This is a genomic window from Oscillibacter valericigenes, from assembly GCF_021531435.1.
In the GTDB taxonomy this organism is placed as follows: domain Bacteria; phylum Bacillota; class Clostridia; order Oscillospirales; family Oscillospiraceae; genus Oscillibacter; species Oscillibacter valericigenes_B.
On record NZ_JAFBIS010000006.1, the window covers coordinates 26,832 to 49,078 of the forward strand.

A 22,247-nucleotide genomic window follows, 5' to 3' on the forward strand; every position below is an offset into this window, starting at 1 on the left:
TGTCAATTACAGTTGAATATCATACCATGTTTTTCAAATAAACGCAATGAAATATCCCCGGATACCAAGGTATCCGGGGATATTTTGTGTCAGTTGTTCGCCAGGTACTCGCCCTTCATGTAGCCGGTCGTCGTCGCGCCGCCCACAGCGGAGAAGGTGATCTTGTACCAGCCGTCGCCCGCGCTCTCCACGATCTTCACGGAGCCGCCGTTGGGGATCGTGGCCAGAATATCATAAGTCGTACCGGGGCCGGAGCGCACCCGGACGCCGTTGCCGCCGTTGATGACCTTGGCGGAGCCCGCTTTCAGGCCGCTGCCGGAGACGGGCGTTGTCCCGGTATCGCCGGTGGAAGGCGTCGTCGCCGCGGCGCTGCCGCTGACATTGCACCGGACGACGCACACGCCCTTCTTGCTGCCGTCGGACACCACGACGTTGATCGTACCCCGGGAGATGGCGGTGACCTTGCCATTGCCGTCCACAGCGGCAACGCCGTCGTCCTCACTGGCCCAGGTGTAGCTGCCGCTGCCGCCGGAGACCCTGATGGTAGCCGTCTCGCCCACATTCTTCAAGGTGAAGTCCGTGGTGCTCAGGGTCAGGCCGCTGGGCAGGGCCATGATCTTATCATAGTCCGTCTGGGCCGCCGGCATGTCCGGCGTCGTGGCGGCATTGGGGTCCTCCTCCGGCATGGTGCCGGGCTCCTCCCCGCTGTTTTCAGGCTCCGTGACGTCCGGTTTCTCCTCAGTCGGCGCCGGCTTCACCGGGGTCACTTCCTCTGTGGAGGGCTTGTCCGGTTCGCTGTCCTTGCCGAACTTCTCCTTGAGCTGGTCGCCGTACAGCAGATAGACCAGCAAGCCCGCCATGATCAGGATCAGCACGATCAGCGTGGGCGTGATGAGGCTGAACTGCCGGGTTCTGGACGCCCGGTGTCCGCCCCGGCTCCGGCGGAGCTTCTCACCCTCCCGCAGCGCCTCTTCTTCCTCACAGAAAGGACAATCTCTATATGTATCGGAGTATTTTTCCCCGCAGACGGGGCAGCGTTTCATTGCCATGGTAGACCTCCCGCTTGTTTCTGTCTATGCTTTACATAATATCGGCTTTTCTCTGCTCCGTCAAGTCCGGCGCGTCGAATTTTCCGGAAATCCGCACTTTATCGTCTCCCTTCCCTTGCTTTTGCCCTTCGGCGCTCTTATAATAATGCAAAAAGAGTTCCGTTTTGTGACATTTCTGCAAAATCTGGAGGAGACTGCCTATGAACACCATCCTCATCGGCATCGCCGGCGGCACCGGCTCCGGCAAGACTACCCTGACCCGGCATTTGAAGGAGCATTTCGGCGACCATGTCACCGTCATCGGCCACGACAGCTATTATAAGCGTCAGGAGGGCAGGACCTATGAGGAGCGGGCCAAGGTGAACTATGACCACCCCAGCGCCTTTGACACGGACCTGCTCATCCAGCACCTGAAAGAGCTGAAGGCGGGACACGCCATCCAGTGCCCGGTATACTCCTACGTGGAGCACAACCGCACCGATGAGACAGTGACAGTGCGGCCCAACAAGGTCATCATCGTGGAGGGCATTCTGATTTTCCAGAACCCCACCCTGCGGGACATGTTCGACATCAAAATTTTCGTGGAGACCGACGCCGACGTCCGCATCCTCCGCCGCGCCCTGCGGGACGTGGAGGAGCGGGGGCGGACGCTGCAGTCAGTGGTAGACCAGTACCTCACCACAGTGAAGCCCATGCATGAGCAGTACGTGGAGCCCTCCCGGAAGTACGCGGACATCGTGGTGCTGGAGGGCGGCCACAACCTGGTGGCCCTGGAGATGATCATGCAGCGCATCCAAAACCATATCGACGAAGCATGAAAAACGCCGGAGGCTGTGCCTCCGGCATTTTTTGTGCGGAAATCGTTATACGCCGGCAAAGCCGAACACCACGCCCACCACGGCGGACAGGCCAATGAACACGATGGGATGGAGGTTTTTCGTGGGCTTCACCCAGTTGGTCAGCACCAGCAGCACCGCCGCCAGGATCAGCCCCCGCAGGTTCAGCAGGCTCCCGCCTGTCATCTCGAAGCTGTTCAGCAGGGAGCCGTCGGCGGAGGCCACCCGGATGCAGGTCAGCACCTCCAGGATCACAGACACGCAGGCGGCGCCGATCAGTCCGGTGGACGCGGGCCGCAGGCCGTAAAAGGCGTTGTTGACATACTTGCTGTCCCGGAACTTTTTCAGCATGACCGCAATGATCAGGATGATGATGATAGAGGGCGCCACCTCGCTGAGCGTGGCCAGAATAGCGCCGGGGACGCCGCCCACGGTAAAGCCCACATAGGTCGCCATATTGATACCGATGGGGCCGGGGGTGGATTCGGACACCGCCAGCATGTTCATCAGCTCCGTCTGGGTGTACCAGCCGGTGGTCTCGCCGATGTTGGTCAGGAAGGGCAAGGTCGCCATGCCGCCGCCGATGGCGAACAGGCCGGTCTTGAAAAACTCCCAGCAGAGCCGCAGATACGTCGCCATCATACTGCCTTCACCTCCAGATTCTTCAGAACGATGCCCGCCACCGCCGCGGCGATCACATACCACACCGGGGAGAGGTCCAGGAAAATGCCTCCCGCCAGCACCAGCAGGAAGATCACGCAGGTCCGCTTATCCACAACGGACTTCTTCCACAGCTTCCGCACAGCGTTGAAGATCAGCACGCATACACAGACCTGGATACCGGCGAAGGCGTTCTGCACCCAGGTCAGATGGGCGAAGTTGGTGATGAGCCCGGCGAGGATGGAGATAATGACCAGGGACGGGAACACCACGCCCAGCGTGGCAGCGATGCCGCCGGCCACCCCCATGTACTTCTGCCCGATAAAGGTGGCGGTATTCACCGCGATGATGCCCGGCGTACACTGGCCGATGGCAAAGTAATCCGTCAGTTCCTCCTCGGTGGCCCAGTGCTTGTTCTCCACCACCTCCCGCTGCAGAATGGGCAGCATGGCGTAGCCGCCGCCGAAGGTCATGGCGCCCATTTTCGCAAAGGTCCAGAACAATTCCAAAAGTTTCTTCAAAACATTCACTCCTATCGCTTCGTTCCAAGCGCCTCATTCCACGTAGCCGTACATGCCCCGGACGGAGACCTCGCCGGAGCGGACGGTCTTTTCCGCGCCGTCCGCCCGCCGCACCACCAGACCAAACTCCGGGTCGACGCCCACGGCGGTGACAGTCTCCCGCCCGGCCGGGGAGATGAGCTGCACAGTCCTGCCCAAATTCACGCAGTCCCTGCGGTACTCCGCCAGATACTCCGTCAGATTCCCGGCTTTCAGCCCGTCATACAGGCTGTCCAGCTCCCCGATCAGCGCCGCCGCCAGAGCGGGCCGGGACACAGGGCGTCCCAGCTCCATGGCGAGGGAAGTCGCCATGGCCGCCACATCCGGGGAAAAGTCCTCCGCCGTGTGCAGCACATTGATGCCGATGCCCAGCACCAGGTATTGGAGCCTTCCCGTCTCCGCCTCCACGGACAGCTCGGTCAGGATGCCGCAGAGCTTTTTATGGCCCAGCACCGGGTCGTTGGGCCACTTCAATCCGGGCCGGACGCCGCAGACCTGCTCCACCGCCCGGCACACCGCCACGCCCGCCAGCGCCGTCACCGGCATCAACCGCTCCGTGGGCAGGTCGGGCCGCAGGAGGGCCGTCAGATAAATGCCCTTATCCCGGGGAGACTGGAAGGCGCGGTCCATCCGCCCCCGGCCCGCCGTCTGGCAGTTGGCCACTACCACCGTGCCGTCCGCCGCGCCCTCCAGGGCGATCTGCTTGGCGTAGGTGTTGGTGGAGTCGACCTCGTCAAAGCACCGAAGCTCCCGGCCCACTGATGCCGTCGGCCGCAGAAGGGGCCGGATCTCCGCCTCCGTCAGGGCGTCGGGCGTTCCGTTCAGCCGGTAGCCCATGCCGGTGCGGGCCTCAATGTCATAGCCGTCCTTCCGCAGGGCATCCACCGCCTTCCAAACGGCGGTGCGGCTCAGTCCCAGCCGGCGGCTCAACTCCTCGCCGGAGAGGAACGCGCCCCCGCTGGCCCGCAGAAGCGCCAAAACCGTATCACGGCTCATATCCGTCTCCCCTTTCCTCTGAAATCGGAAACCAGTGTACCACGTTCTCCCATAAATGTAAACCGCCCGGTTCCGAAGAACCGGGCGATTATGGAAAACAGGATCTATCAGGCTTTCGCCGTGACCTTCTTGATGCCGAACAACACAGCGACGGTCAGCACCGCGCCGATCAGCAGGCAGATGACCGCGTTCTGCACAAAACCGGCAATGATGTAGTTGACAAAGCTGATGGCAGCCACGGTGACGGCATAGGGCAGCTGGGTCTTCACATGGTCAATGTGGTCGCACTGAGCGCCTGCAGAAGCCATGATGGTAGTATCGGAGATGGGAGAGCAGTGGTCGCCGCAGACAGCGCCGGCCAGACAGGCGGACATGCCGATGACCAGCAGTTCGCTGCCAGTGGGGAAGATCGCCGCCACGATGGGAATGAGAATGCTGAACGTACCCCAGGAAGTGCCGGAGGAGAAGGCCAGAATGCAGGCTGCCACGAAAATAACGGCGGGCAGCATGCTGTACAGAGAGGAAGCTGCGCCGGTCATAACGGTCTCAAAGAAGGCATCCGCTCCCAAACTGCCGATCATATTCTTCAGAGCAACGGCCAGCGTCAGGATGGTGATGGGGGGAACCATGGCGACGAAGCCCTTGGGGATGCATTCCATCGCGTCCTGGAAGGTGATGACCCGGCGGCACAGGAAGTAGATCATCGTGAAAGCCAGAGCGATAATACCGCCCCAGGGCAGGCCCACAAAGCAATCGGTGTTGCTGAAAGCCGCGAACAGGTCGCCGGCGCACTCGGTGCCGCCCCAAATGTCAACGCCGAAGAAACCGCCGACATAGATCATACCCACAAAGCAGGCAACGATCAGAACCACCACGGGCAGCAGCAGGTCGATCACCTTGCTGCGGGGATTGGACACATTCTCTTCCGAGCCGGAGAGTGCGCCCAGATCACCCGTGAGCTGGGCATTCATCTCGCGCAGCTGCATGGGGCCGTAATCAAACTTCATGAAAGCCAGCGCCACCACGAATACCAGGGTCAGCAGAGAGTAGAAGTTATAGGGGATCGCGCGGATAAACAGCTCGATGCCGGTATAACCCACATCCAGATCAGCAGTAGCCACAGCCATAGCAGCAGCCCAGGAGGAGATGGGGGCGATCATGCAGATGGGAGCGGCGGTGGCGTCGATCAGATAGGCCAGCTTAGCGCGGGAGATCTTGTGGCCGTCTGTGACGGGCTTCATCACGGAGCCCACCGTCAGGCAATTGAAATAGTCGTCAATGAAGATCAGAACACCCAGAGCGAACGTGGCCAGCATAGCGCCGGTCTTGCTCTTGATGTTTTTCTCGGCCCAGCGGCCAAAAGCGGCGCTGGCGCCGCTGGCATTGACCATGGCCACGATGATGCCCAGCAGCACCAGGAACAGGAAGATGCCGGCATTGCCGGAAATGGAATCGATCAGTCCGGCGTTCAGGACCGTGTCCAGGGTTGTGATGGGGGCAAAATCACAGACGAACAGGCCGCCCACGATCACGCCCAGGAACAATGACAGGTAAGCCTGCTTGGTGATCAGCGCCAGGATGATCGCCACGAAGGGCGGGATCAGCGCCCAGAATGTGCCATACATACTGGGAGCCGCGGCCTCATCGCCGGCGGCGAAGGCGGTGACGGTCATGGCGCTGCATACCAGCAGTACCACCGCCAGAAGGGGCAGCAGCCGTCTTCTCAGGTTTCTCATGTTTTCTCTCTCCTAACAAAAAATGAAGTCATGACTTCTGCCATGACTTCATACGGCGATCAGCGTATGGACCCACGACAGCGCTCCGCCTCCCTGAGGAGACGACAGTCCGGAGGATCTTCTCCCTCGGCCCGGCCCCGTGCTCTCCAGGCAGAAAGCTCCGAAACCTCGGCGAAAGCCCCTTTTGTCCATCCCGGTGCCTGTCCCTGTGGGATGGACGACTCTTGACTTTCGCGCCTCTATCATGCTTAGCGGTTCTATTATATAGGAGTTTTGGGAAAAGTCAATGAACTTTTCCAAATTTCCCTGTCTTTCTCTGAAAAACAAAAGGAGCGCCGCAAAAGCGGCGCCCCTTCCGGTAAAGCTCAATACTGGCCCAGGTTGGCAGAGGCGTCGGAGTTGGCGCTCTTGCCGAAGTGGAAGTCGTTGCCGGGCAGGATGGCGTTGAGGATGATGCCGGCGATGGCGGCGATGGCCAGAGAGGTCAGGGTAATGGAGGCGCCGCCCACCTGGAAGGTCAGGCCGCCGGTAAAGCCCAGGCCGCAGACCAGAATAACAGCGGCGATGATGAGGTTGCGGCTGTTGGTGAAGTCCACCTGGTTCTCCACCACGTTCCGCACGCCGATGGCGGAGATCATGCCGTAGAGGATGAAGCTGACGCCGCCGATGATGGCCGCGGGGATGGAGTTGATGAAAGCGGCGAACCAGGGGCTGAAGGACAGCACCAGAGCATAGACAGCAGCCAGCCGGATGACCCGGGGATCATGGACCTTGGACAGCACCAGCACGCCGGTGTTCTCGCCATAGGTGGTGTTGGCGGGGCCGCCGAACAGGGCGGACAGGGAGGTTGCGATGCCGTCGCCGATGAGGGTCCGGTGCAGGCCGGGGTCCTCGATGAAGTTCTCGCCCACGGTGGCGGAGATGGCGGACATATCGCCGATGTGCTCCATCATGGAGGCGATGGCGATGGGCGCCATCACCAGGATGGCGGAGATGTCGAACTTGGCGATGCTGCCGCCGAAGTCAGTGAAGAAGGGCTGCAGGCCCACGATAGCCACGCCCTCCATGGTGGAGAAGTCCACCTTGCCGGCGATGAGGGCCACGATATACGAACCCACCACACCCAGCAGGATGGGGATGATCTTGATCATGCCCTTGCCCCAGATGTTGGCCACGATGATGATGGCCATAGCCACCAGGGCCAGCCACCAGCAGGTGGAGGCGTTGGACACGGCGGAGGGGGCCAGATTCAGGCCGATGAGGATGATGATGGGGCCGGTGACCACAGGGGGCAGGTAGTGCATGACGCGATGGACGCCCACCGCCTTGATGATGGCAGCCAGCACCACATACAGCAGGCCCGCCGCCACAATGCCGCCGCAGGCATACTGCAGCTTTTCGGAGGCGTCCATGGCGGCGTAAATGCCCTGGTCCATAGCGCCCATGGCGGCGAAGCCGCCCAGGAAGGCGAAGGAGGAGCCCAGGAAGGCGGGGACCTTCATCTTCGTGCAGACATGGAAGAACAGGGTGCCGATACCGGCGAAGAACAGGGTGGTCTGGATGCTGAGGGGCAGGCCGTAGCTCTGGACCAGGATGGGCACCAGAACGGTGGCGCCGAACATGGCGAACATGTGCTGCAGGCCCAGGATCAGCATCTTGGGGATACCCAGCGTCCGAGCGTCCCGGATGGGCTGCTGACCGATGTTGGATTTTTTCTCGTTCATTTCTGATCTCCTCTCTTTTGATACGCACACAGGCAAAAAAAATACCGGCACCAATAGCCGGTCAAACATAGGGAAAATAAGAAAAAGAGGAAACTGCCGCCAGATGCTTTCCAAACGCCGGATACAGCATATGCAGTCCCTCCCTTCGTTATTTTCGCTTATTATACAGAAAGGTACGACGTATTGCAAGGTTTCTTTTCCATGAGTTGGCGATAAAAAATCCGTCGGAAATTGTCAAAAATGACGGTGGAATCTTTTTCCACCGTCATTTCAGCAATTTTTCGATCTGGGATTCCCCATACACCGGGATACCGTGGGCCGCCAGCAGCTCCGCCGTCACGCCGTCTCCCGCCGTCAGGGTGCCGGAAAAGGTGCCGTCGTAGACCTGGCCCCGGCCGCAGGAGGGACTGCGCTCTTTCAGCACCGCCGCCTCACAGCCAAGGAGTTTACATAACTTCAACGTCTCCTCCGCGCCCCTGAGGTACTGCTCTGTCACATCGCCGCTCCGGGTCACCACCCGGCCTCCCCGCCGCTCCGCTGGCGGGCGGGGCGTGGGCAGACCGCCCAGCTGCTCCGGGCAGACGGGCACCAGAGTGTGGCGCTCCGCCAGCAATGCCGCCAGCGGGTGGGCCTTGGACGCGCCGTCATACCGGCAGCAAGCCCCCAGCAGGCAGGCGGAGATCAGAATTTTCATCCTTTTCCGCCTTTCTGGAACGCCCGGCGCTCCTTTTGCAGCTCCGCGTACAGCATCACGCCGTTCCAGCCCCGGTTGTGAGGCGTCAGCACAGCTTTCAGGCAGTCCGGCCCGGCCCCTGCCTGGGACAGGGCGGGCAGCAGCGTATCCAGCTGCTTCTCCAGGCCGCACAGCACGATCATCCGGCCCCCCAGGGTGCCCCCGGCGTAGTCGGCCATGGGGCCGGGAGCGGTATCCTGCCCCGCCATCACCGCCAGGGGCTTGTTATAGTCCTTCCGGGCCACAGGCACCAGCTCCACGCCAAGCGGCCCGACCGCCGTCTCCAGGGCCAGCACGCTCAGCAAAGAGTCAAAGCCGAACAGCAGAAGTTTTCCACTCATAAAACGTCCTCCTTCCCGTCCAGCACCGCCAGCACCAGCTTTTCTCCCTCGTATTTCAGTTTCAGGGAGAAAAAGGGCCGTGCCGTGTCCAGCAGCCGCAGGAATATCTTGTCTCCTTCCCACAGGGGCAGGGACAGCAGCTCCGCCTTTTTGATCCACGCCAGCTCCCCCTCGTCGCAGGGATGGGACTCCCCCGTCCAGCCGGTGGCGGTAAACAGGTGCATGTACTCCGTGGGATACTGGTCGGACACAAAAGTCACCAGCCCCCGGTAACGGTAGTCCGTCAGGGTCAGGCCCGTCTCCTCGAAGGTCTCCCGCAGGACGCAGTCCTCCGGGCTCTCCCCCTCCTCGAACTTGCCGCCCACGCCGATCCACTTGTCGTGGTTCATATCGTTTTTCTTTTTCACCCGGTGGAGCATCAGGTACTGGTCTCCCCGCTCCAGGTAACACAGGGTAGAGTTGATCACAGAGCCTCTCCCTCCTCTTTTTGTATCATTATACCCGTATCCCGCCCAAAAGAAAAGCCCCGGTTTCGGAGCTTTTCTTTTGGGCTCAGCCGCGGGACCGCAGCGCCTTTAAAAGCTGGATCATCAGCATGGAGCCCGCGGACAACCCCACGACGGCGCCCAGCAGTCCGGCGGACAGCCGGGCAACTTTAAAAAGCGGCTCCAGCGCGGGAACCAGCAGCACCGCCGTCAGCAGGGCCGCGCCCGAGGCAAAAGCCCCCAGCAGCCAGCGGTTGTTCCAAAACCGCTTCGTCAGCAGCACGGGCCGCTGGGATTTGCAGTTGAAGCCATGGAACAGGCGGGAAAGGCACAGCGTTGCAAAGGCCATGGTACTGCCCGCCGCCTCGCTGTGCCCCAGTCCGATGCGGAACGCAATTACAGTGGCGGCGGCGATGACCAGCCCCTCCACGCCCACATTCGTAAGAAAATCCCGGGTCAGGATCCCCTCGTTCCGGGGCCGGGGCCGCTCTTTCATCACTTCGTCGGTATGGGGCTCCAGCCCCAGGGCGATGGCGGGCAGGGAATCCGTCAATAGGTTGATAAACAGCAGGTGCACCGCCTCAAAGGGCACCGGCAGGCCCATGAGGGAGGCATACAGCACCGCCAGAATGCCCGCCGTGTTGCCGGACAGCAGAAACTGGATGGCCTTTTTGATGTTGGCGTAGACGTTCCGGCCGTTTTTCACCGCTTGGACGATGGTGGCGAAGTTGTCGTCTGTCAGCACCATCCCGGCGGCGTCCTTTGCCACCTCCGTGCCGGTGACGCCCATGGCAACACCGATGTCCGCCTGCTTCAGGGCCGGGGCGTCGTTGACGCCGTCTCCCGTCATCGCCACCAGGTCCCCCCGCTCCTGCCATGCCCGGACGATGCGAATTTTATGCTCCGGCGTCACCCGGGCGTACACGCTGACATGCGGAACGAACTCCCGCAGCTCCTCATCACGCATTCCGTCCAGAACAGCGCCCTCCACCGCCTGCGTACCCTCTCGCAGAATCCCGATCTCCTTCGCGATGGCGGAGGCGGTGACCTTGTGGTCTCCGGTGATCATAACGGGCCGGATACCGGCGGCAACGCACGATGCCACCGCCTGCTTCGACTCCTCCCGGGGCGGGTCCATCATGGCGATGAGCCCCAGGAAGTCCAGGCCGTTTTCGTCCTCCGGGCTGACGGATTCCCGGTCAATGCGGCGGCAGGCAAAGGCCAGCACCCGCAGCCCCGCCTCGGAAAACTGCTCATTGACTTGTTCCACCGCCGTCCGCTCCTCCGCGGAGATGACGCACCTGTCCAGCAGTACATCCACGGCACCCTTAGTGAACATCAGCCGCCCGCCGGCCATCTGGTGGACGGTGCTCATGAGCTTCCGTTCGGAGTCAAAGGGGAGCTCCGTCAGCCGGGGCCAGCGGGAGCGGGTGGTCTCCTCGTCAAAGCCGTGTTCCTCTCCCAGCCGCACCAGGGCGGTCTCCGTGGGGTCGCCCACCTCGCCGCTGTCGTCCACCGTGGCGTCACTGCACAGCAGCGCCGCCCGGAGCAGAGGCTCCTGGATGGGGTCGGAAAAATCCGCGTCCGCCGCGCTGATGACCCGCCCGGCGGCATACAGCTTCCGCACCGTCATTTTGTTCTGGGTCAGGGTGCCGGTCTTGTCGGAGCAGATGACGGACACGCTGCCCAGCCCCTCCACCGCCTGGAGCTTTCGGATAATGGCATTCTCTTTCGCCATCTTCTGGGTGCCGAAGGACAGCACGATGGTCACAATGGAGCTCAAGGCCTCCGGGATGGCCGCCACCGCCAGAGCCACGGTGAACAGGAACGCATGCATGGGGTCCTCCCGCCGTATCAGCACGCTGACAGCGAATAAAACGGCACAAATTATCAATATAATGGCAGAAAGGTGGTGCCCGAACCGGTCCAGGCTGACTTGCAGCGGTGTCTTTTTCTCCTCTGTGCTCTTGAGCAGTGCGGCGATCCTGCCTATTTCCGTGTCCATGCCGGTATCGGTCACCAGGAATTTTGCCCGGCCGTAGGTGACAAAGCTGCCGGAGAACACCATGTTTTTCCTGTCGCCCAGGGGCACCTCTCCTGTCAGCTCCCCCGTCTCTTTCTCCACCGGGAGGCTCTCGCCGGTAAGGGTGCTTTCATCGCATTTTACTCTGGCGCACTCCAACAGGCGGCCGTCGGCACAGACGGAATCCCCCGCCTCCAGCACCACCACATCGCCGGGCACCACTTCCCGACCCGGGATCTGGACCACATGGCCATCCCGCTCCACCTTGGCGGTGGAGGCGGACATACGCTTCAAGCTGTCCAGGGACGCGGCGGCCTTCACCGTCTGGACGGTGCCGAGGACCGCGTTCATGGTGATGACCGCCAAAATCACGATGGCGCTCTCCCCGTCTCCCAAAAAGGCGGACACTGCCGCCGCCAGAATCAGGATGACCACTAAAAAATCCCGGAACTGCTCCAGAAACACCCGAAAAACACGTTTCTTCCCCCCGGCCTGGAGCTCGTTGGGGCCGCAGGTTTCCAGCCGCTGACCCGCCTCCGCTGCCGTCAGTCCTCCCTCCCGGCAGCCCAGCTCACGGAACAGCTCCATCCGGCTTTTCTCCCAGGTACGCTTCTTCATCTCGTCCTTCCTTTCCGGCAAGGCGCAAAAAGGCGAGGCCTTTGCATCCATGCCTAACAGCATTGTTGCAAAAGTCTCGCCATTTCAATCCGAAGCGGGGAAATTTTCCCGGCCTGACGCCGCGGATGCACGGAAACCGTGCCAGCTACTCCCTTTTCTTGTGGGTATCTTATGCCCTTCCGAACCGGAAATCAAGGGTTTTGCCCGTTCAGGTTTTGTAAAGCTTACTCCCCCATCACCTGGAACACGATGTCCCGCACCCGGTTTTTAGTATCGCACTCCACCAGGGTCAGATTCTGCCAAGGGCCGATGGTGATTTTGCCGGACACAAAGGGAATGGTGATAAAGGGGGACAGCAGCGCCGCCTTGATGTGGGAGGAACCGTTGTCGTCGTGCCAGGTCTCATGGTGCCAGTAGGGTACCACCCGGCCCTTCTCGTCCAGGTAGGGGGAGAACACGTCCAGCGCCGCCTTCAGGTCGTGGTTCACCATGCCCGGCTCGAACTCCAGGGTGGTCAGGCCCGCCACGCCGCCGGTGGTGAACCCGGTGACGGTGCCGGCGGAAATGCCGTATTGTTTGCAGGCCTCCGATACCGCGTGCTGGAAGTCCTCCGTCACGTCGATCATGCCCATGTGGGCCTTGGTGTGGTAGGTTTTCGTCTCCGTATAAACTGCCATGAAACTGGCCTCCTTTGCCGTTTTTCGCATTGTAACACATTTCCGCCCGTGGTACAATGGCTTTGAAACGAGGTGAGCGCATGAACGAGGCCATTGTCACCGTGGATCTCCACGGCAAAACCACCTATCAGGCCCAGGTGACCATCGACGCCCTGCTGCGCCGGACGAGGGCGGGGACCTACCGCATCCGGCTCATCCACGGCAGTCACGGCGGCACGGCCCTGCGGGACTTCATCCGCTCCGCATACAGCCGCCATCCGAAAGTCAAGCGGCTCATCCTCTCCCCCGACGGCGGCGCCACGGAGCTGGTGCTGCGGGAATATGTTTAGGAGGCTTTTCCATGCGTATCGCACTCATTCAGATGACGGTAACGGCGGATAAGGCGGGCAATCTCCAAACCGCCTGCGAAAAGCTGCGGGAAGCCGCCGCCCACGGCGCGGACATCGCCGTCCTGCCGGAGATGTTCTGCTGTCCCTATCAAAACGACTGCTTCTGCTCCTACGGTGAGGCGGAAAACGGCCCCGCCCAGGCAGCCCTATCCGCCCTGGCGGCGGAGCTCGGCATTTACATCGTGGGCGGCTCCCTCCCGGAGCTGGCGGAGGGAAACGTCTATAATACCAGTTACGTTTACGGTCGGCGAGGCGAGCTGCTGGCAAAACACCGCAAGGCCCACCTGTTCGACATCGACGTGGCGGGCGGCCAGCGGTTCCGGGAATCAGACACCCTTTCCCCGGGAAACGCCGTCACCACCTTTGAGACGGAATTCGGCACCATGGGCCTTTGCATCTGCTTCGACCTGCGGTTCGAGGAGCTGGCCCGGTGCATGTGCCTCCGGGGTGCCAAGGTCATTTTCGTCCCCGCCGCTTTCAACATGACCACCGGCCCCGCCCACTGGGAGCTGCTGTTCCGCCAGCGGGCTGTGGATAACCAGTGCTTCACCGTGGGCGTCTCCCCCGCCCGTGATGAATCCGCGGGCTATGTGGCCTACGGCAATTCCATCGCCGTAGACCCCTGGGGCACGGTTCTGTGCCGGGCCGGGGCGGAGGAAACTACCCTGTACGCCGACTTAGCGCTCTCCCGGCTGGATGACGTCCGCCGGCAGCTCCCCATCCTCTCCGCCCGCCGGACAGACCTGTATGAGGTGCGGGAGAAATGAGCGGGCCGCTATTCGCGGTGTTCATTGACATCGTCCGGCAAATCCCTGCAGGAAAGGTCGCCACCTACGGCCAGGTGGCTCGGCTGGCCGGAATGCCCCGGTGCGCCCGGACAGTGGGCTACGCCATGGCAGCCTGCCGGGACGCTTCCGTCCCCTGCCACCGGGTGGTGGACCGCTTCGGCGGCACCAAAAGCTGCTTCGACACCCATGCCCCAGGCACCCAGCGGGCGCTGCTGGAAGCGGAGGGCGTGGTCTTCACGCCGGAGGGCAGGGCGGACCTGAAGCGCTGCCAGTGGCAGCCATAACGCTAAAAAATCAGGAGACGGCTTTTGCCGTCTCCTGATTTTCGTTCGTATGTATATTCTTTTCCGCATTTTCCAGCGCGGTCAGGTACTCCTCCAGACAAAGGCCGCTGTCTTGTATGGCCTTGGAGGTTTCCCTGCCCACGTAGCGGTAGTGCCACGGCTCGTAGCCGATGCCGGTGACGGCACTTTTATCCGACGGATAGCGGAGGATAAAACCATATTCCCAGCAGTGCTCCATCAGCCATTTCTGCTCCGCCGTCTGTTCCTGCTTCCGGTCCAGCACCTGGTAACTGGACGCCACCAGGTCCACCGCCAGGCCGGTCTGGTGCTCGCTGGTACCGGGTACCGCCACCCAGCGGCCCGCCTCCCGGATGGCGGCCTCCTTGCTGTAACCGGCGGCCCGGAGCCGGGCGATCTTGTTGTTGTACAGCCGGGTCTGGGTCTCGGAAGAACGGTAAGCGGAGCAGACCAGGGGCCGCAGCCCCGCCTTCCGGCAGTCTGACAGCATGGCCGTCAAATCGTCATAGATCCGGGCGTCCACCTGCAAGCCGTTGGGCAGCTTTTTCAGTTCCACCGTATAGTCCTCCGGCAGCTTGTTCCAGGGATTCACCAGCAGAAGCTGCCAGTCCTGCTCCGCCTGAACAGGCGTTGTTTGTACGGTACCCGCCTGTGTCGCCGGGGCCCCATCCGCCGCATATGTAGCAGGGCTCATAAGCATCAGCGCCGTCAGCAAAGCGGCGGCGCACCGCGCAACATTCATCGTGATTCCTTTCCGGCCCGCCGGGCCTTTGATAGCTTGTCTCCATCATACACCCGCGGCATCAAAAAAGGAGTAACAATTTGTAAACAAAATCAGCCGGCCCAAAATGGGCCGGCTGAAGATTTTCGGGCAATCAGATCTTCACGATCTTGCCGGTCTTCCACGCCTCGGTGGTAGCATAGCCGATGATGGTGGACTTGGTGCCGTCATACACGGTGGTGCCGGGCTGCTTGCCATCCAGCGCGCAATTGACGAACTCCTCCATCTCGGTGAGGTAGGACTCGGCGAACCGCTCGGGGAAGGAGCCCACGCACTCGGTGCAGGCGCCGTTGACATTGTAGACCATGGCCTGGTTCTTCTCAGGCACGGCGGAGATGCGGATGGTGCCCTCGGTGCCCACGATCTCGGTCTCCACATGGTAGCCATAGGGAGCGGTGCGGCCCACATGGACCATGCCCATGGCGCCGTTCTCAAACTTGTACACGGCCACGCCGGTCTCGTCGTCACCGGCCTCCTTGAACTCGGGGTGCTTGAAGGTGGCGCCCATGGCGTAGACCTCGGTGGCCTCGCAGCCCAGGAACCAGCGCATCAGGTCGATGTCGTGAATGGCCATGTCCAGGAAGATGCCGCCGGAGGTCTTGGCAAAGCGGATGGCGCCGTCCACGAACGCCTCGGGGTCGATGCCGGTGGCCTTCACCAGGTAGGGCGTGCCGATGGCGCCCGCCTCGATCTTCTGCTTGGCATAGGCGTAGGACTTGTCATAGCGGCGCATGAAGCCCAGCATGAAGGTCAGGTCGGGGTGGCGCTCCACGGCGGCCTCAGCCTGCTTGCACTGGGCCACGTCCACGCCCAGGGGCTTCTCGGAGAACACGTGCTTGCCGGCGTCCAGAGCGGCCTCGATCTGCCAGCAGTGCTCGGAAGAAGTGGTGACGATGACCACGGCGTCGATGTCAGCCTTGGCCAGCATCTCCCGGTAGTCGCTGTAAACGTCCGTGATGCCCAGCTCCTGCTTGGCGTACTCCAGCTCCGCGGGCACGATGGAGCAGGCGGCAGCCAGCTCCGCGTTGGGGATCTTGTAGGCGATGTTCTGTGCGTGGACCTTGCCCAGGCGACCCAGGCCCACAATGCCGATGCGCAGTTTCTTCATGATCTTTCCTCCATGTTCAGCGCGGCGCTCCGCGCAAATTTCCGGTAGTTTACCAGTCGCAGCAGTAAAACTGGCGTCCGATAAAATGTGTTAAACGATTTTATCGACCTCATATTGCCATAATTGTGCCCGGCCTGTCAACAGGCCGGGCACAGAAAAATGCGAAATTATTTCGCGGCGGCCAGACGGCGGCGCTTGGCCTCCATCTGAGCACGGATGACGTCCATCAGAACGGCCAGGATGATGACCAGGCCCAGGACGATATTCTGGACAGCGGAGTCGATGGACAGCAGGGTGAAACCATTCCGCAGAACGGAAATGATCAGGCAGCCCAGCATGGTGCCGAACATGGTGCCCTTGCCGCCGGTGAAGGAGGCGCCGCCGATGATGCAGGCCGCGATAGCGTCCGTATCATAGGGCTGGGTGGCGTTGGCGCCGTTGCAGATACCGGAACGGCCCACGGAGACGATACCGGCCAAGGCAGCCATGATACCGGACATGGTGTAGCAGAAGGTCAGCACGTTGGCGGTATTGATACCGGACAGACGGGTGGCCTCCATGTTGCCGCCGGCGCAGTAAATGGAGCGGCCCAGAGCGGTCTTGCTCAGGAAGATGTGCATGACCACATACAGAACGATGACCACGATGAAGCTGACGGGGAAGCCGCCGATGGTGGTCAGGCCCAGCCACTGGACAGAGGCGGGGAAGACATTGATCATCTGGCTGCCCGTGACCAGCAGTGCAAGGCCCCACAGCACGTTCTTCATGCCCAGGGTGGACACGAATGGATGAGGCAGATGCAGGCGGGTCAGCAGCGTGCCGTTGATGAAGCCGACCACACCGCCGGCCACGATGCCAATGATCATCAGGACGATGCCGCTGCTCATACCGGCCTTGGCCAGAGCACCCATCAGGCAGGCGCAGAACACCGCGTTGGCGCCCACGGACAGGTCAATGCCGGCGGTGATCAGGCACAGAAGCATACCGACCGCCAGGAAGGCGTTGAACGCGGTCTGCTTCAGAATGCTCATCAGGTTCGAATAGCTGTAAAAGTTCTTATTGGAGATCGCCAGGAACAGGCACATGATCACCAGTGCCAGGATGGTGCCCAGCTGAAAGCCGGAGCCCTTCTTTTTCTTAGTCATCTAAACTTCCTCCCCATGCCGCTTTCATGATGTCTTCCTGATTGAAATGCTTGCTGTCACGGTCGATCGTGGCCATGACCTTGCCGCCCCGCATGACGACCACGCGGTCGCTCATGCCCAGGACCTCCGGCATTTCAGAGGAGATCATGATGACGCATTTTCCAGCCTTGACCAGGCTGTTCATAACATTGTAGACCTCGACCTTGGCGCCCACGTCGATACCGCGGGTGGGCTCGTCGAAGATGTAGATATCGGCGTCGGTGTTGATCCATTTGCCGATAACGACCTTCTGCTGGTTACCGCCGGACAGCTGTCCGACGATCTCGTCAATGGAAGGCGTCTTGATCCGCAGGGACTCGATGTGGCCCTGGCCGGTCTCTTCGATGCGCTTCTCGTTGAGGAAGACTCCGTCACTGTGCTTTTTGAAGCTGGACATGATGAGGTTGGTGCGGATGCTCTCGCCCAGCACCAGGCCGGAGCCCTTGCGGTCCTCGGTCAGCAGGGCGATGCCCGCCGCGATAGCCTGCTTGGGGCTCTTGATCTTGGTCTCCTTGCCCTTGATGTAGATCTTGCCGCCGTCAATGGGGTCAGCGCCGAAGATCGCGCGGACCGTCTCGGTGCGGCCGGCGCCCACCAGACCGCTCATGCCCAGGATCTGGCCGCCGTAGGCCTCGAAGCTGACGCCGTTGAGAACGCCGCCGATAGACAGGTCCTCGACCTTCAGCATGCACTCACCCTTGACGCCGAACTCCTTGGGGAACTGGTTCTCCAGAGTACGGCCCACCATGGCAGTGATAAGGGAGTCGTTGGTCCAGTCCTTGATGTCGCGGGTCTCGATGTACTCGCCGTCGCGGATGACCGTCACGCGGTCGCACAGCTCAAACAGCTCCTCCAGCTTATGGGAGACGAACAGGATGCCGATACCCCGGGCCTTCAGCTCCCGGCAGGTCTTCATCAGCTGCTCGACCTCTTTTTCGCCCAGAGAGGAAGTCGGCTCGTCCATGATGATCATTTTCGCGTCGATCAGAACGGCCTTCGCGATCTCGATCATCTGCTGAACGCCCATGCCCAGGGTGCCCGCCGCCTTGCGGGGGTCCACATCCTGGCCCAGGGACTTCATGACCTCCTCGGCCTTCTTATGCATGGTGTCATAGTCCAGCAGAGCGCCCTTTTTCAGCCACTTGTTGATAAAAATGTTGTCCGTCACGCTCAGCAGCTTTTCAATGTTCAGCTCCTGATACACGCAGGCAATGCCCGCGGCAGCGGACTCGTTGGGGTTTTTAAAGACCTTCTTTTCGCCGTTGACGTAGATCTCACCCTCATCGGCCATATGAACGCCGGTGAGGACCTTGATCAGTGTGGATTTACCTGCGCCGTTCTCACCGATCAGGCCGTGAATCTCGCCCGGCTTAACAGCAAGCTGCATATTTTTCAACGCAACTACGCCTGGAAATCGCTTCGTAATATTTTTTAGCTCAACTACGTATTCGCCCACCTGAATATCACCTCAATTTCTCCCGGTTCGGGGACGCGCGCCGTCAAAGCAGCGCGCGGTGAAAGCCCGCCGCAGCCGCGGGCTGATGCTCAAAAACGGGCTGCCGCCCGTCATATTCGGTCTGCAGCCGAAAAATGGAAATTCAGCGAGGGAAAAAGGCCCCGCCCCAGTTCCACCGGGACGGGGCCCCACCCTTGCTTCAAGTCAACTGTTTCTAAGTGCTGGAATTAGGCCAGATAGCCCTGCAGCAGCTCCAGACGGGCCTGGGCGCTGTCGGGATCAACGATGGAAGCCTTCGCCTCGATGAAGCTGTCCAGCTTCTCGCCCTGCAGTGCGCGGACCACGGCGTCGACAGACTGGTAGCCCATGTCATAACCGGCCTGGCAGACAGACATGGTCTCTTCACCGGCCAGGATGGACTTGCAGGCGGACTGGATGCCGTCGAAGCCCAGGAACACGGTGTTCTTATAAGCCTCGTTGCCAGCGGCGGCACGGGCGGCGGCCATGGCCATATCGTCGTTGTTGGCGCAGATCACGGCGATGCCCTCGGGATGGTTCTGCATGATAGCCTCCATGCAGGTAACAGCCTGGTCAGCCACGGCGTTTGCGTACTGGATCTCATCGTACAGGAAGGTGCCGCCAGCGGCCTCGATGCCGGCAGCGTAGCCCTTCATACGGGCCTCGTTGGTGGAGTCGCCCTGAACGCCGGCGATCTCAATGCACTTGATCTCTTCCCAGCCGCGCTCCTTGGCCAGCTTGGCAGCAGCCTCGCCGCCCAGCTTGCCGGCGTCCTCGTTGCTGGTGCCGACGAAGGACAGGACCTCGGGAGCGGTGATGTTGGTGTCGACGGCCACGATGGGCTTGGTCTGACCCTTGATCATGTTGGCGACCATGTCGGCCTGCAGGGGAGCGATGACATAACCGTCGATGTCAGCGTTGTTCATGTCGGTCTCGATCATGTTCTGCTGCTCATCGTAAGCGGTCTCGGAGGTAGCGCCCTTGATCTCGACCTTGACATTGGGATGATCAGCCATGTAAGCCTCAGCACCGGCAACAACATAGCCCCAATACTCGGAGGAGGTGGTCTTCAGGATAACGGAGATGTTATACTCCTGCTCGCCGGAGGCGGCGGGCTCCTCGGTCTTCGCGGGTTCCTCAGTCTTGGCGGGGGCCTCGGTCTTGCTGCCGCCGCAAGCGGCCAGAGACAGGGCCATAGCCAGAGCAAGGATCATGGCAAGGTACTTTTTCATTTCTTCTTTTCTCCTTTTCGACTAATTTCCGGATGCCGTGGGACCCTCCTCTTCCGCGCTGGGAAGAAAACGATTACTGCCACCCGGTGAATTCATTTTATCCTAACATAAATTCTATAACTTCGTCAATAGAATGCACAAATTCTGTGCGTTTTTCAAGAATTATTTATTTACTTTTTGGTTAAAATAGAAAATTTGTGTCTTGAAATTTCTCCTTTGTTCCCCTTTTCTCTTTCAAAATTTTACTTAAATTTTACTTTTTTCCCGCGGCTCCCAGTTTCACGCCCTCTCTTTGAAAAAACGCGTTCTTTCCCATGGTTTGTATCTTTCCGTCATATCCATAAAAAAACGGGAAAGGGCTTTGGCTAAATCGGAAAAAATCAAAATCAGAGCAGAAAAACCGTTGATTTTTACCGAAAACGATGATACTTTTTATAAGAGCGAAAACGATTGCGCCCGCAGTGTGGTTTTTCCATTTCTGTGAACGCACACAGAACTGTGCGGCTCTGCCGCGGAGCTCTGTTCCGCTTTCTGGACACTATTATTTTTAAGGAGGACTTTTTTATGTTTGATCCCAAAAACGTCTCCCTGGGCATTGCTCCCATCGGCTGGTGCAACGACGATATGCCGGAGCTGGGCGGTGAGAACACCTTCCAGCAGATCGTCAGCGAGATGGCGCTGGCCGGCTTCACCGGCTGCGAGATTGGCAACAAGTACCCCAAGGATCCCGCCGAGCTGAAGAAGGCCCTGGACCTGCGCGGCATGCGCATCGCCAGCCGCTGGTATTCTTCCTTCATCCTGACCCGTCCCATCGAGGAGGAGATCGCCGACTTCACCGCCAACCTGGACTTCCTGGCCGCCGTGGGTGCCAACTGCATCAACGTCAGCGAGCAGAGCTATTCCATCCAGGGCCAGATGGACACCCCCGTCCTCACCGGCGGCCACAAGCACGTGATGAACGACGAGGAGTGGGACCGCTTCTGCGCCGGTCTGAACACCCTGGGCAAGATCGCCGTGGAGCGGGGCTTCAAGCTGTGCTTCCATCACCACATGGGCACTGTGGTCCAGACCTCCGAGGAGACCGACCGCATGATGGCCAACACCGATCCCCGCTATGTCTTCCTGTGCTATGACACCGGCCACTTCACCTTCGCCGGCGAGGATCCCCTGGCCATGCTGAAGAAGTATGTGGACCGCGTGGGCCATGTCCATCTGAAGGACATGCGTCTGCCCGTGGTCGAGGAGGCCCGCAAGAACAACTGGAGCTTCCTGCAGGCTGTCCGCAACGGCGCCTTCACCGTCCCCGGCGACGGCGACGTGGACTTCGACCCCGTGTTCAAGGTGCTGTCTGACGCCGGCTACCAGGGCTGGCTGTTGGTGGAGGCCGAGCAGGATCCCGCCAAGGCCAATCCTCTCGAGTACGCCATGAAGGGCCGCAAGTACATCCGCGAGCACACCGGCCTGTAAGCTTTCAAAGGGGAGCAGGCTCCCCCCTTGAGAATCCCCTGCACCGTCGCGGCATGACGATTCCCGGATACTTCGTATCCGCCAATCGTGCCGCTTCCTCGAAACAGCCTCGCTTCATCCGCCGCTGGCGGCGCTTCGGCTGTTTCCACCAGTGACGTCGGTCACTGGTGAACGCCGCCCCTGGCGGCTGGGTCAAGGTATTTTCGCCACGCGCATGTCGCGGCGAAAATGATTTCATTTACTTTTTTAACGCAATTCTAAAATAGGAGATGTTTCCGATGACCTATTTTAATAAGAACGCCGAGCTGAAAAACGGCTACAACACTTATATCGACGCCGATACCGACGATATGGGCACCCAGATGGACGTGGGCCTGCTGCTGATGGAGGACGGCGACGTCTTCACCTTTGACGAGGCTGACAAGGAGATCGCGGTCCTGCTGTTCTCCGGCAAGGTCACCTATGAGTGGGACGGCAAGAAAGTCGAAGCCGACCGGCCCGACTGCTTCCACCACGAGGCCTACTGCCTGCTGGCCGGCAAGGGCACGAAGATCACCTTGACTGCCCACGCCCACAGCGAGCTGTACATTCAGAAGACCCTGAACGACAAGCCCTATGAGGCCGTCATGTACACCCCTGAGACCGTGCAGACTGAGTATAAAGGCTCCAATGGCGAGCTGATGGGCTGCATGGAGCGGGAGATCAAGACCTTCTTCGACCTGGACAACGCTCCTTTCTCCAACATGGTCCTGGGCGAGGTCCTGAACCATCCCGGCAAGTGGTCCTCCTATCCCCCTCACCATCATCCTCAGCCTGAGGTCTATTTCTACCGCTTCGACTATCCCGACGGCTTCGGCGCGGGCTTTGCCAACGGTGAGATCTTCAAGACCGGTCACAACGGCCTGGCTGTCATCAACAACGGCTTCCACTCCCAGACCGCCGCGCCCGGCTATGCCATGTGCTACGCCTGGGGCATCCGCCATCTGGAGGGCGATCCCTGGGACAAGACCCGCATCGACGACCCCGAGCACGCCTGGCTGTGGAAGGCCAACGCCAATGACCACATCTATCCCAATCATTGACA

22 protein-coding genes and 1 riboswitch are annotated in these 22,247 nt (G+C 60.6%); of the genes, 6 read left to right on the forward strand and 16 right to left on the reverse strand.

Annotation, left to right across the window (positions count from 1 at the left end; all coding sequences use genetic code 11):
- Positions 1–89 precede the first annotated feature (89 nt).
- Positions 90–1,049, reverse strand: coding sequence for an SH3 domain-containing protein (locus JQM68_RS04750; protein ID WP_235221808.1), 960 nt, complete (start codon positions 1,047–1,049; stop codon positions 90–92).
- A gap of 200 nt (positions 1,050–1,249) precedes the next feature.
- On the opposite strand from JQM68_RS04750, the gene udk reads away from it, so the two are divergent.
- Positions 1,250–1,867, forward strand: a complete 618-nt coding sequence (gene udk, locus JQM68_RS04755; protein WP_235221810.1) for a uridine kinase — start codon at positions 1,250–1,252, stop codon at positions 1,865–1,867.
- Between the two features lie 45 nt (positions 1,868–1,912).
- On the opposite strand, the gene JQM68_RS04760 is transcribed toward udk, so the two are convergent.
- The 10 genes from JQM68_RS04760 to JQM68_RS04805 form a co-directional block, all read right to left on the reverse strand.
- Positions 1,913–2,527, reverse strand: a complete 615-nt coding sequence (locus JQM68_RS04760; protein WP_235221811.1) for a chromate transporter — start codon at positions 2,525–2,527, stop codon at positions 1,913–1,915.
- Positions 2,524–3,066, reverse strand: a complete 543-nt coding sequence (locus JQM68_RS04765; RefSeq protein ID WP_235221813.1) for a chromate transporter — start codon at positions 3,064–3,066, stop codon at positions 2,524–2,526. The genes JQM68_RS04760 and JQM68_RS04765 overlap by 4 nt, the downstream gene beginning before the upstream one ends.
- Before the next feature lie 33 nt (positions 3,067–3,099).
- Positions 3,100–4,101: a biotin--[acetyl-CoA-carboxylase] ligase gene (locus tag JQM68_RS04770; protein WP_235221815.1), complete on the reverse strand. Its 1,002-nt coding sequence runs from the start codon at positions 4,099–4,101 to the stop codon at positions 3,100–3,102.
- A gap of 107 nt (positions 4,102–4,208) precedes the next feature.
- Entirely contained in the window at positions 4,209–5,837 is a 1,629-nt protein-coding gene (locus tag JQM68_RS04775) for a Na+/H+ antiporter NhaC family protein (protein WP_235221816.1), read from the reverse strand.
- A gap of 70 nt (positions 5,838–5,907) precedes the next feature.
- Positions 5,908–6,087: riboswitch (Lysine riboswitch) on the reverse strand.
- Positions 6,088–6,202: 115 nt separating this feature from the next.
- The gene (locus JQM68_RS04780) at positions 6,203–7,561 is read right to left on the reverse strand and encodes a uracil-xanthine permease family protein (RefSeq protein WP_235221817.1); all 1,359 of its coding nucleotides are present in this window, start codon (positions 7,559–7,561) and stop codon (positions 6,203–6,205) included.
- Between the two features lie 265 nt (positions 7,562–7,826).
- Positions 7,827–8,255, reverse strand: coding sequence for a 2-thiouracil desulfurase family protein (locus tag JQM68_RS04785; protein ID WP_235221819.1), 429 nt, complete (start codon positions 8,253–8,255; stop codon positions 7,827–7,829).
- The gene (locus JQM68_RS04790) at positions 8,252–8,635 is read right to left on the reverse strand and encodes a DUF3783 domain-containing protein (RefSeq protein ID WP_235221822.1); all 384 of its coding nucleotides are present in this window, start codon (positions 8,633–8,635) and stop codon (positions 8,252–8,254) included. Before JQM68_RS04790 ends, JQM68_RS04785 begins: the two co-directional genes overlap by 4 nt.
- A complete protein-coding gene (locus JQM68_RS04795) occupies positions 8,632–9,102 on the reverse strand; it encodes an NUDIX hydrolase (protein WP_235221824.1) in 471 nt (156 codons plus the stop codon). Before JQM68_RS04795 ends, JQM68_RS04790 begins: the two co-directional genes overlap by 4 nt.
- A gap of 85 nt (positions 9,103–9,187) precedes the next feature.
- Complete coding sequence (locus tag JQM68_RS04800) at positions 9,188–11,761, reverse strand: cation-translocating P-type ATPase (protein ID WP_235221826.1); 2,574 nt, start codon at positions 11,759–11,761, stop codon at positions 9,188–9,190.
- 224 nt (positions 11,762–11,985) lie between these two features.
- Positions 11,986–12,438, reverse strand: coding sequence for a YjbQ family protein (locus JQM68_RS04805; protein ID WP_235221828.1), 453 nt, complete (start codon positions 12,436–12,438; stop codon positions 11,986–11,988).
- A gap of 80 nt (positions 12,439–12,518) precedes the next feature.
- On the opposite strand from JQM68_RS04805, the gene JQM68_RS04810 reads away from it, so the two are divergent.
- Genes JQM68_RS04810 through JQM68_RS04820 form a run of 3 tightly spaced genes read left to right on the forward strand, consistent with a single transcriptional unit; the run spans position 12,519 to position 13,899 of the window.
- Positions 12,519–12,767: a Smr/MutS family protein gene (locus tag JQM68_RS04810; RefSeq protein WP_235221830.1), complete on the forward strand. Its 249-nt coding sequence runs from the start codon at positions 12,519–12,521 to the stop codon at positions 12,765–12,767.
- Positions 12,768–12,778: 11 nt separating this feature from the next.
- Complete coding sequence (locus tag JQM68_RS04815) at positions 12,779–13,594, forward strand: carbon-nitrogen hydrolase family protein (protein WP_235221831.1); 816 nt, start codon at positions 12,779–12,781, stop codon at positions 13,592–13,594.
- Positions 13,591–13,899, forward strand: a complete 309-nt coding sequence (locus JQM68_RS04820; protein WP_235221832.1) for an MGMT family protein — start codon at positions 13,591–13,593, stop codon at positions 13,897–13,899. The genes JQM68_RS04815 and JQM68_RS04820 overlap by 4 nt, the downstream gene beginning before the upstream one ends.
- Positions 13,900–13,909: 10 nt before the next feature.
- On the opposite strand, the gene JQM68_RS04825 is transcribed toward JQM68_RS04820, so the two are convergent.
- The 5 genes from JQM68_RS04825 to JQM68_RS04845 all read right to left on the reverse strand — a co-directional run bounded on the left by JQM68_RS04825 (position 13,910) and on the right by JQM68_RS04845 (position 19,696).
- Positions 13,910–14,659: a M15 family metallopeptidase gene (locus tag JQM68_RS04825; protein WP_235221834.1), complete on the reverse strand. Its 750-nt coding sequence runs from the start codon at positions 14,657–14,659 to the stop codon at positions 13,910–13,912.
- 133 nt (positions 14,660–14,792) lie between these two features.
- Positions 14,793–15,806: an inositol 2-dehydrogenase gene (iolG, locus tag JQM68_RS04830; protein WP_235221835.1), complete on the reverse strand. Its 1,014-nt coding sequence runs from the start codon at positions 15,804–15,806 to the stop codon at positions 14,793–14,795.
- Between the two features lie 167 nt (positions 15,807–15,973).
- Positions 15,974–16,951, reverse strand: coding sequence for an ABC transporter permease (locus tag JQM68_RS04835; RefSeq protein WP_235221836.1), 978 nt, complete (start codon positions 16,949–16,951; stop codon positions 15,974–15,976).
- Entirely contained in the window at positions 16,944–18,377 is a 1,434-nt protein-coding gene (locus JQM68_RS04840) for a sugar ABC transporter ATP-binding protein (protein ID WP_268821419.1), read from the reverse strand. The genes JQM68_RS04835 and JQM68_RS04840 overlap by 8 nt, the downstream gene beginning before the upstream one ends.
- Before the next feature lie 296 nt (positions 18,378–18,673).
- Positions 18,674–19,696, reverse strand: a complete 1,023-nt coding sequence (locus JQM68_RS04845; protein ID WP_235221841.1) for a sugar ABC transporter substrate-binding protein — start codon at positions 19,694–19,696, stop codon at positions 18,674–18,676.
- A 564-nt stretch (positions 19,697–20,260) separates the two neighbouring features.
- Between JQM68_RS04845 and iolE the strand changes: the two genes are divergently transcribed.
- Positions 20,261–21,163, forward strand: coding sequence for a myo-inosose-2 dehydratase (gene iolE, locus JQM68_RS04850; protein ID WP_235221842.1), 903 nt, complete (start codon positions 20,261–20,263; stop codon positions 21,161–21,163).
- A gap of 278 nt (positions 21,164–21,441) precedes the next feature.
- Positions 21,442–22,245, forward strand: a complete 804-nt coding sequence (locus JQM68_RS04855; protein WP_235221843.1) for a 5-deoxy-glucuronate isomerase — start codon at positions 21,442–21,444, stop codon at positions 22,243–22,245.
- The last annotated feature ends 2 nt before the right edge of the window (positions 22,246–22,247 follow it).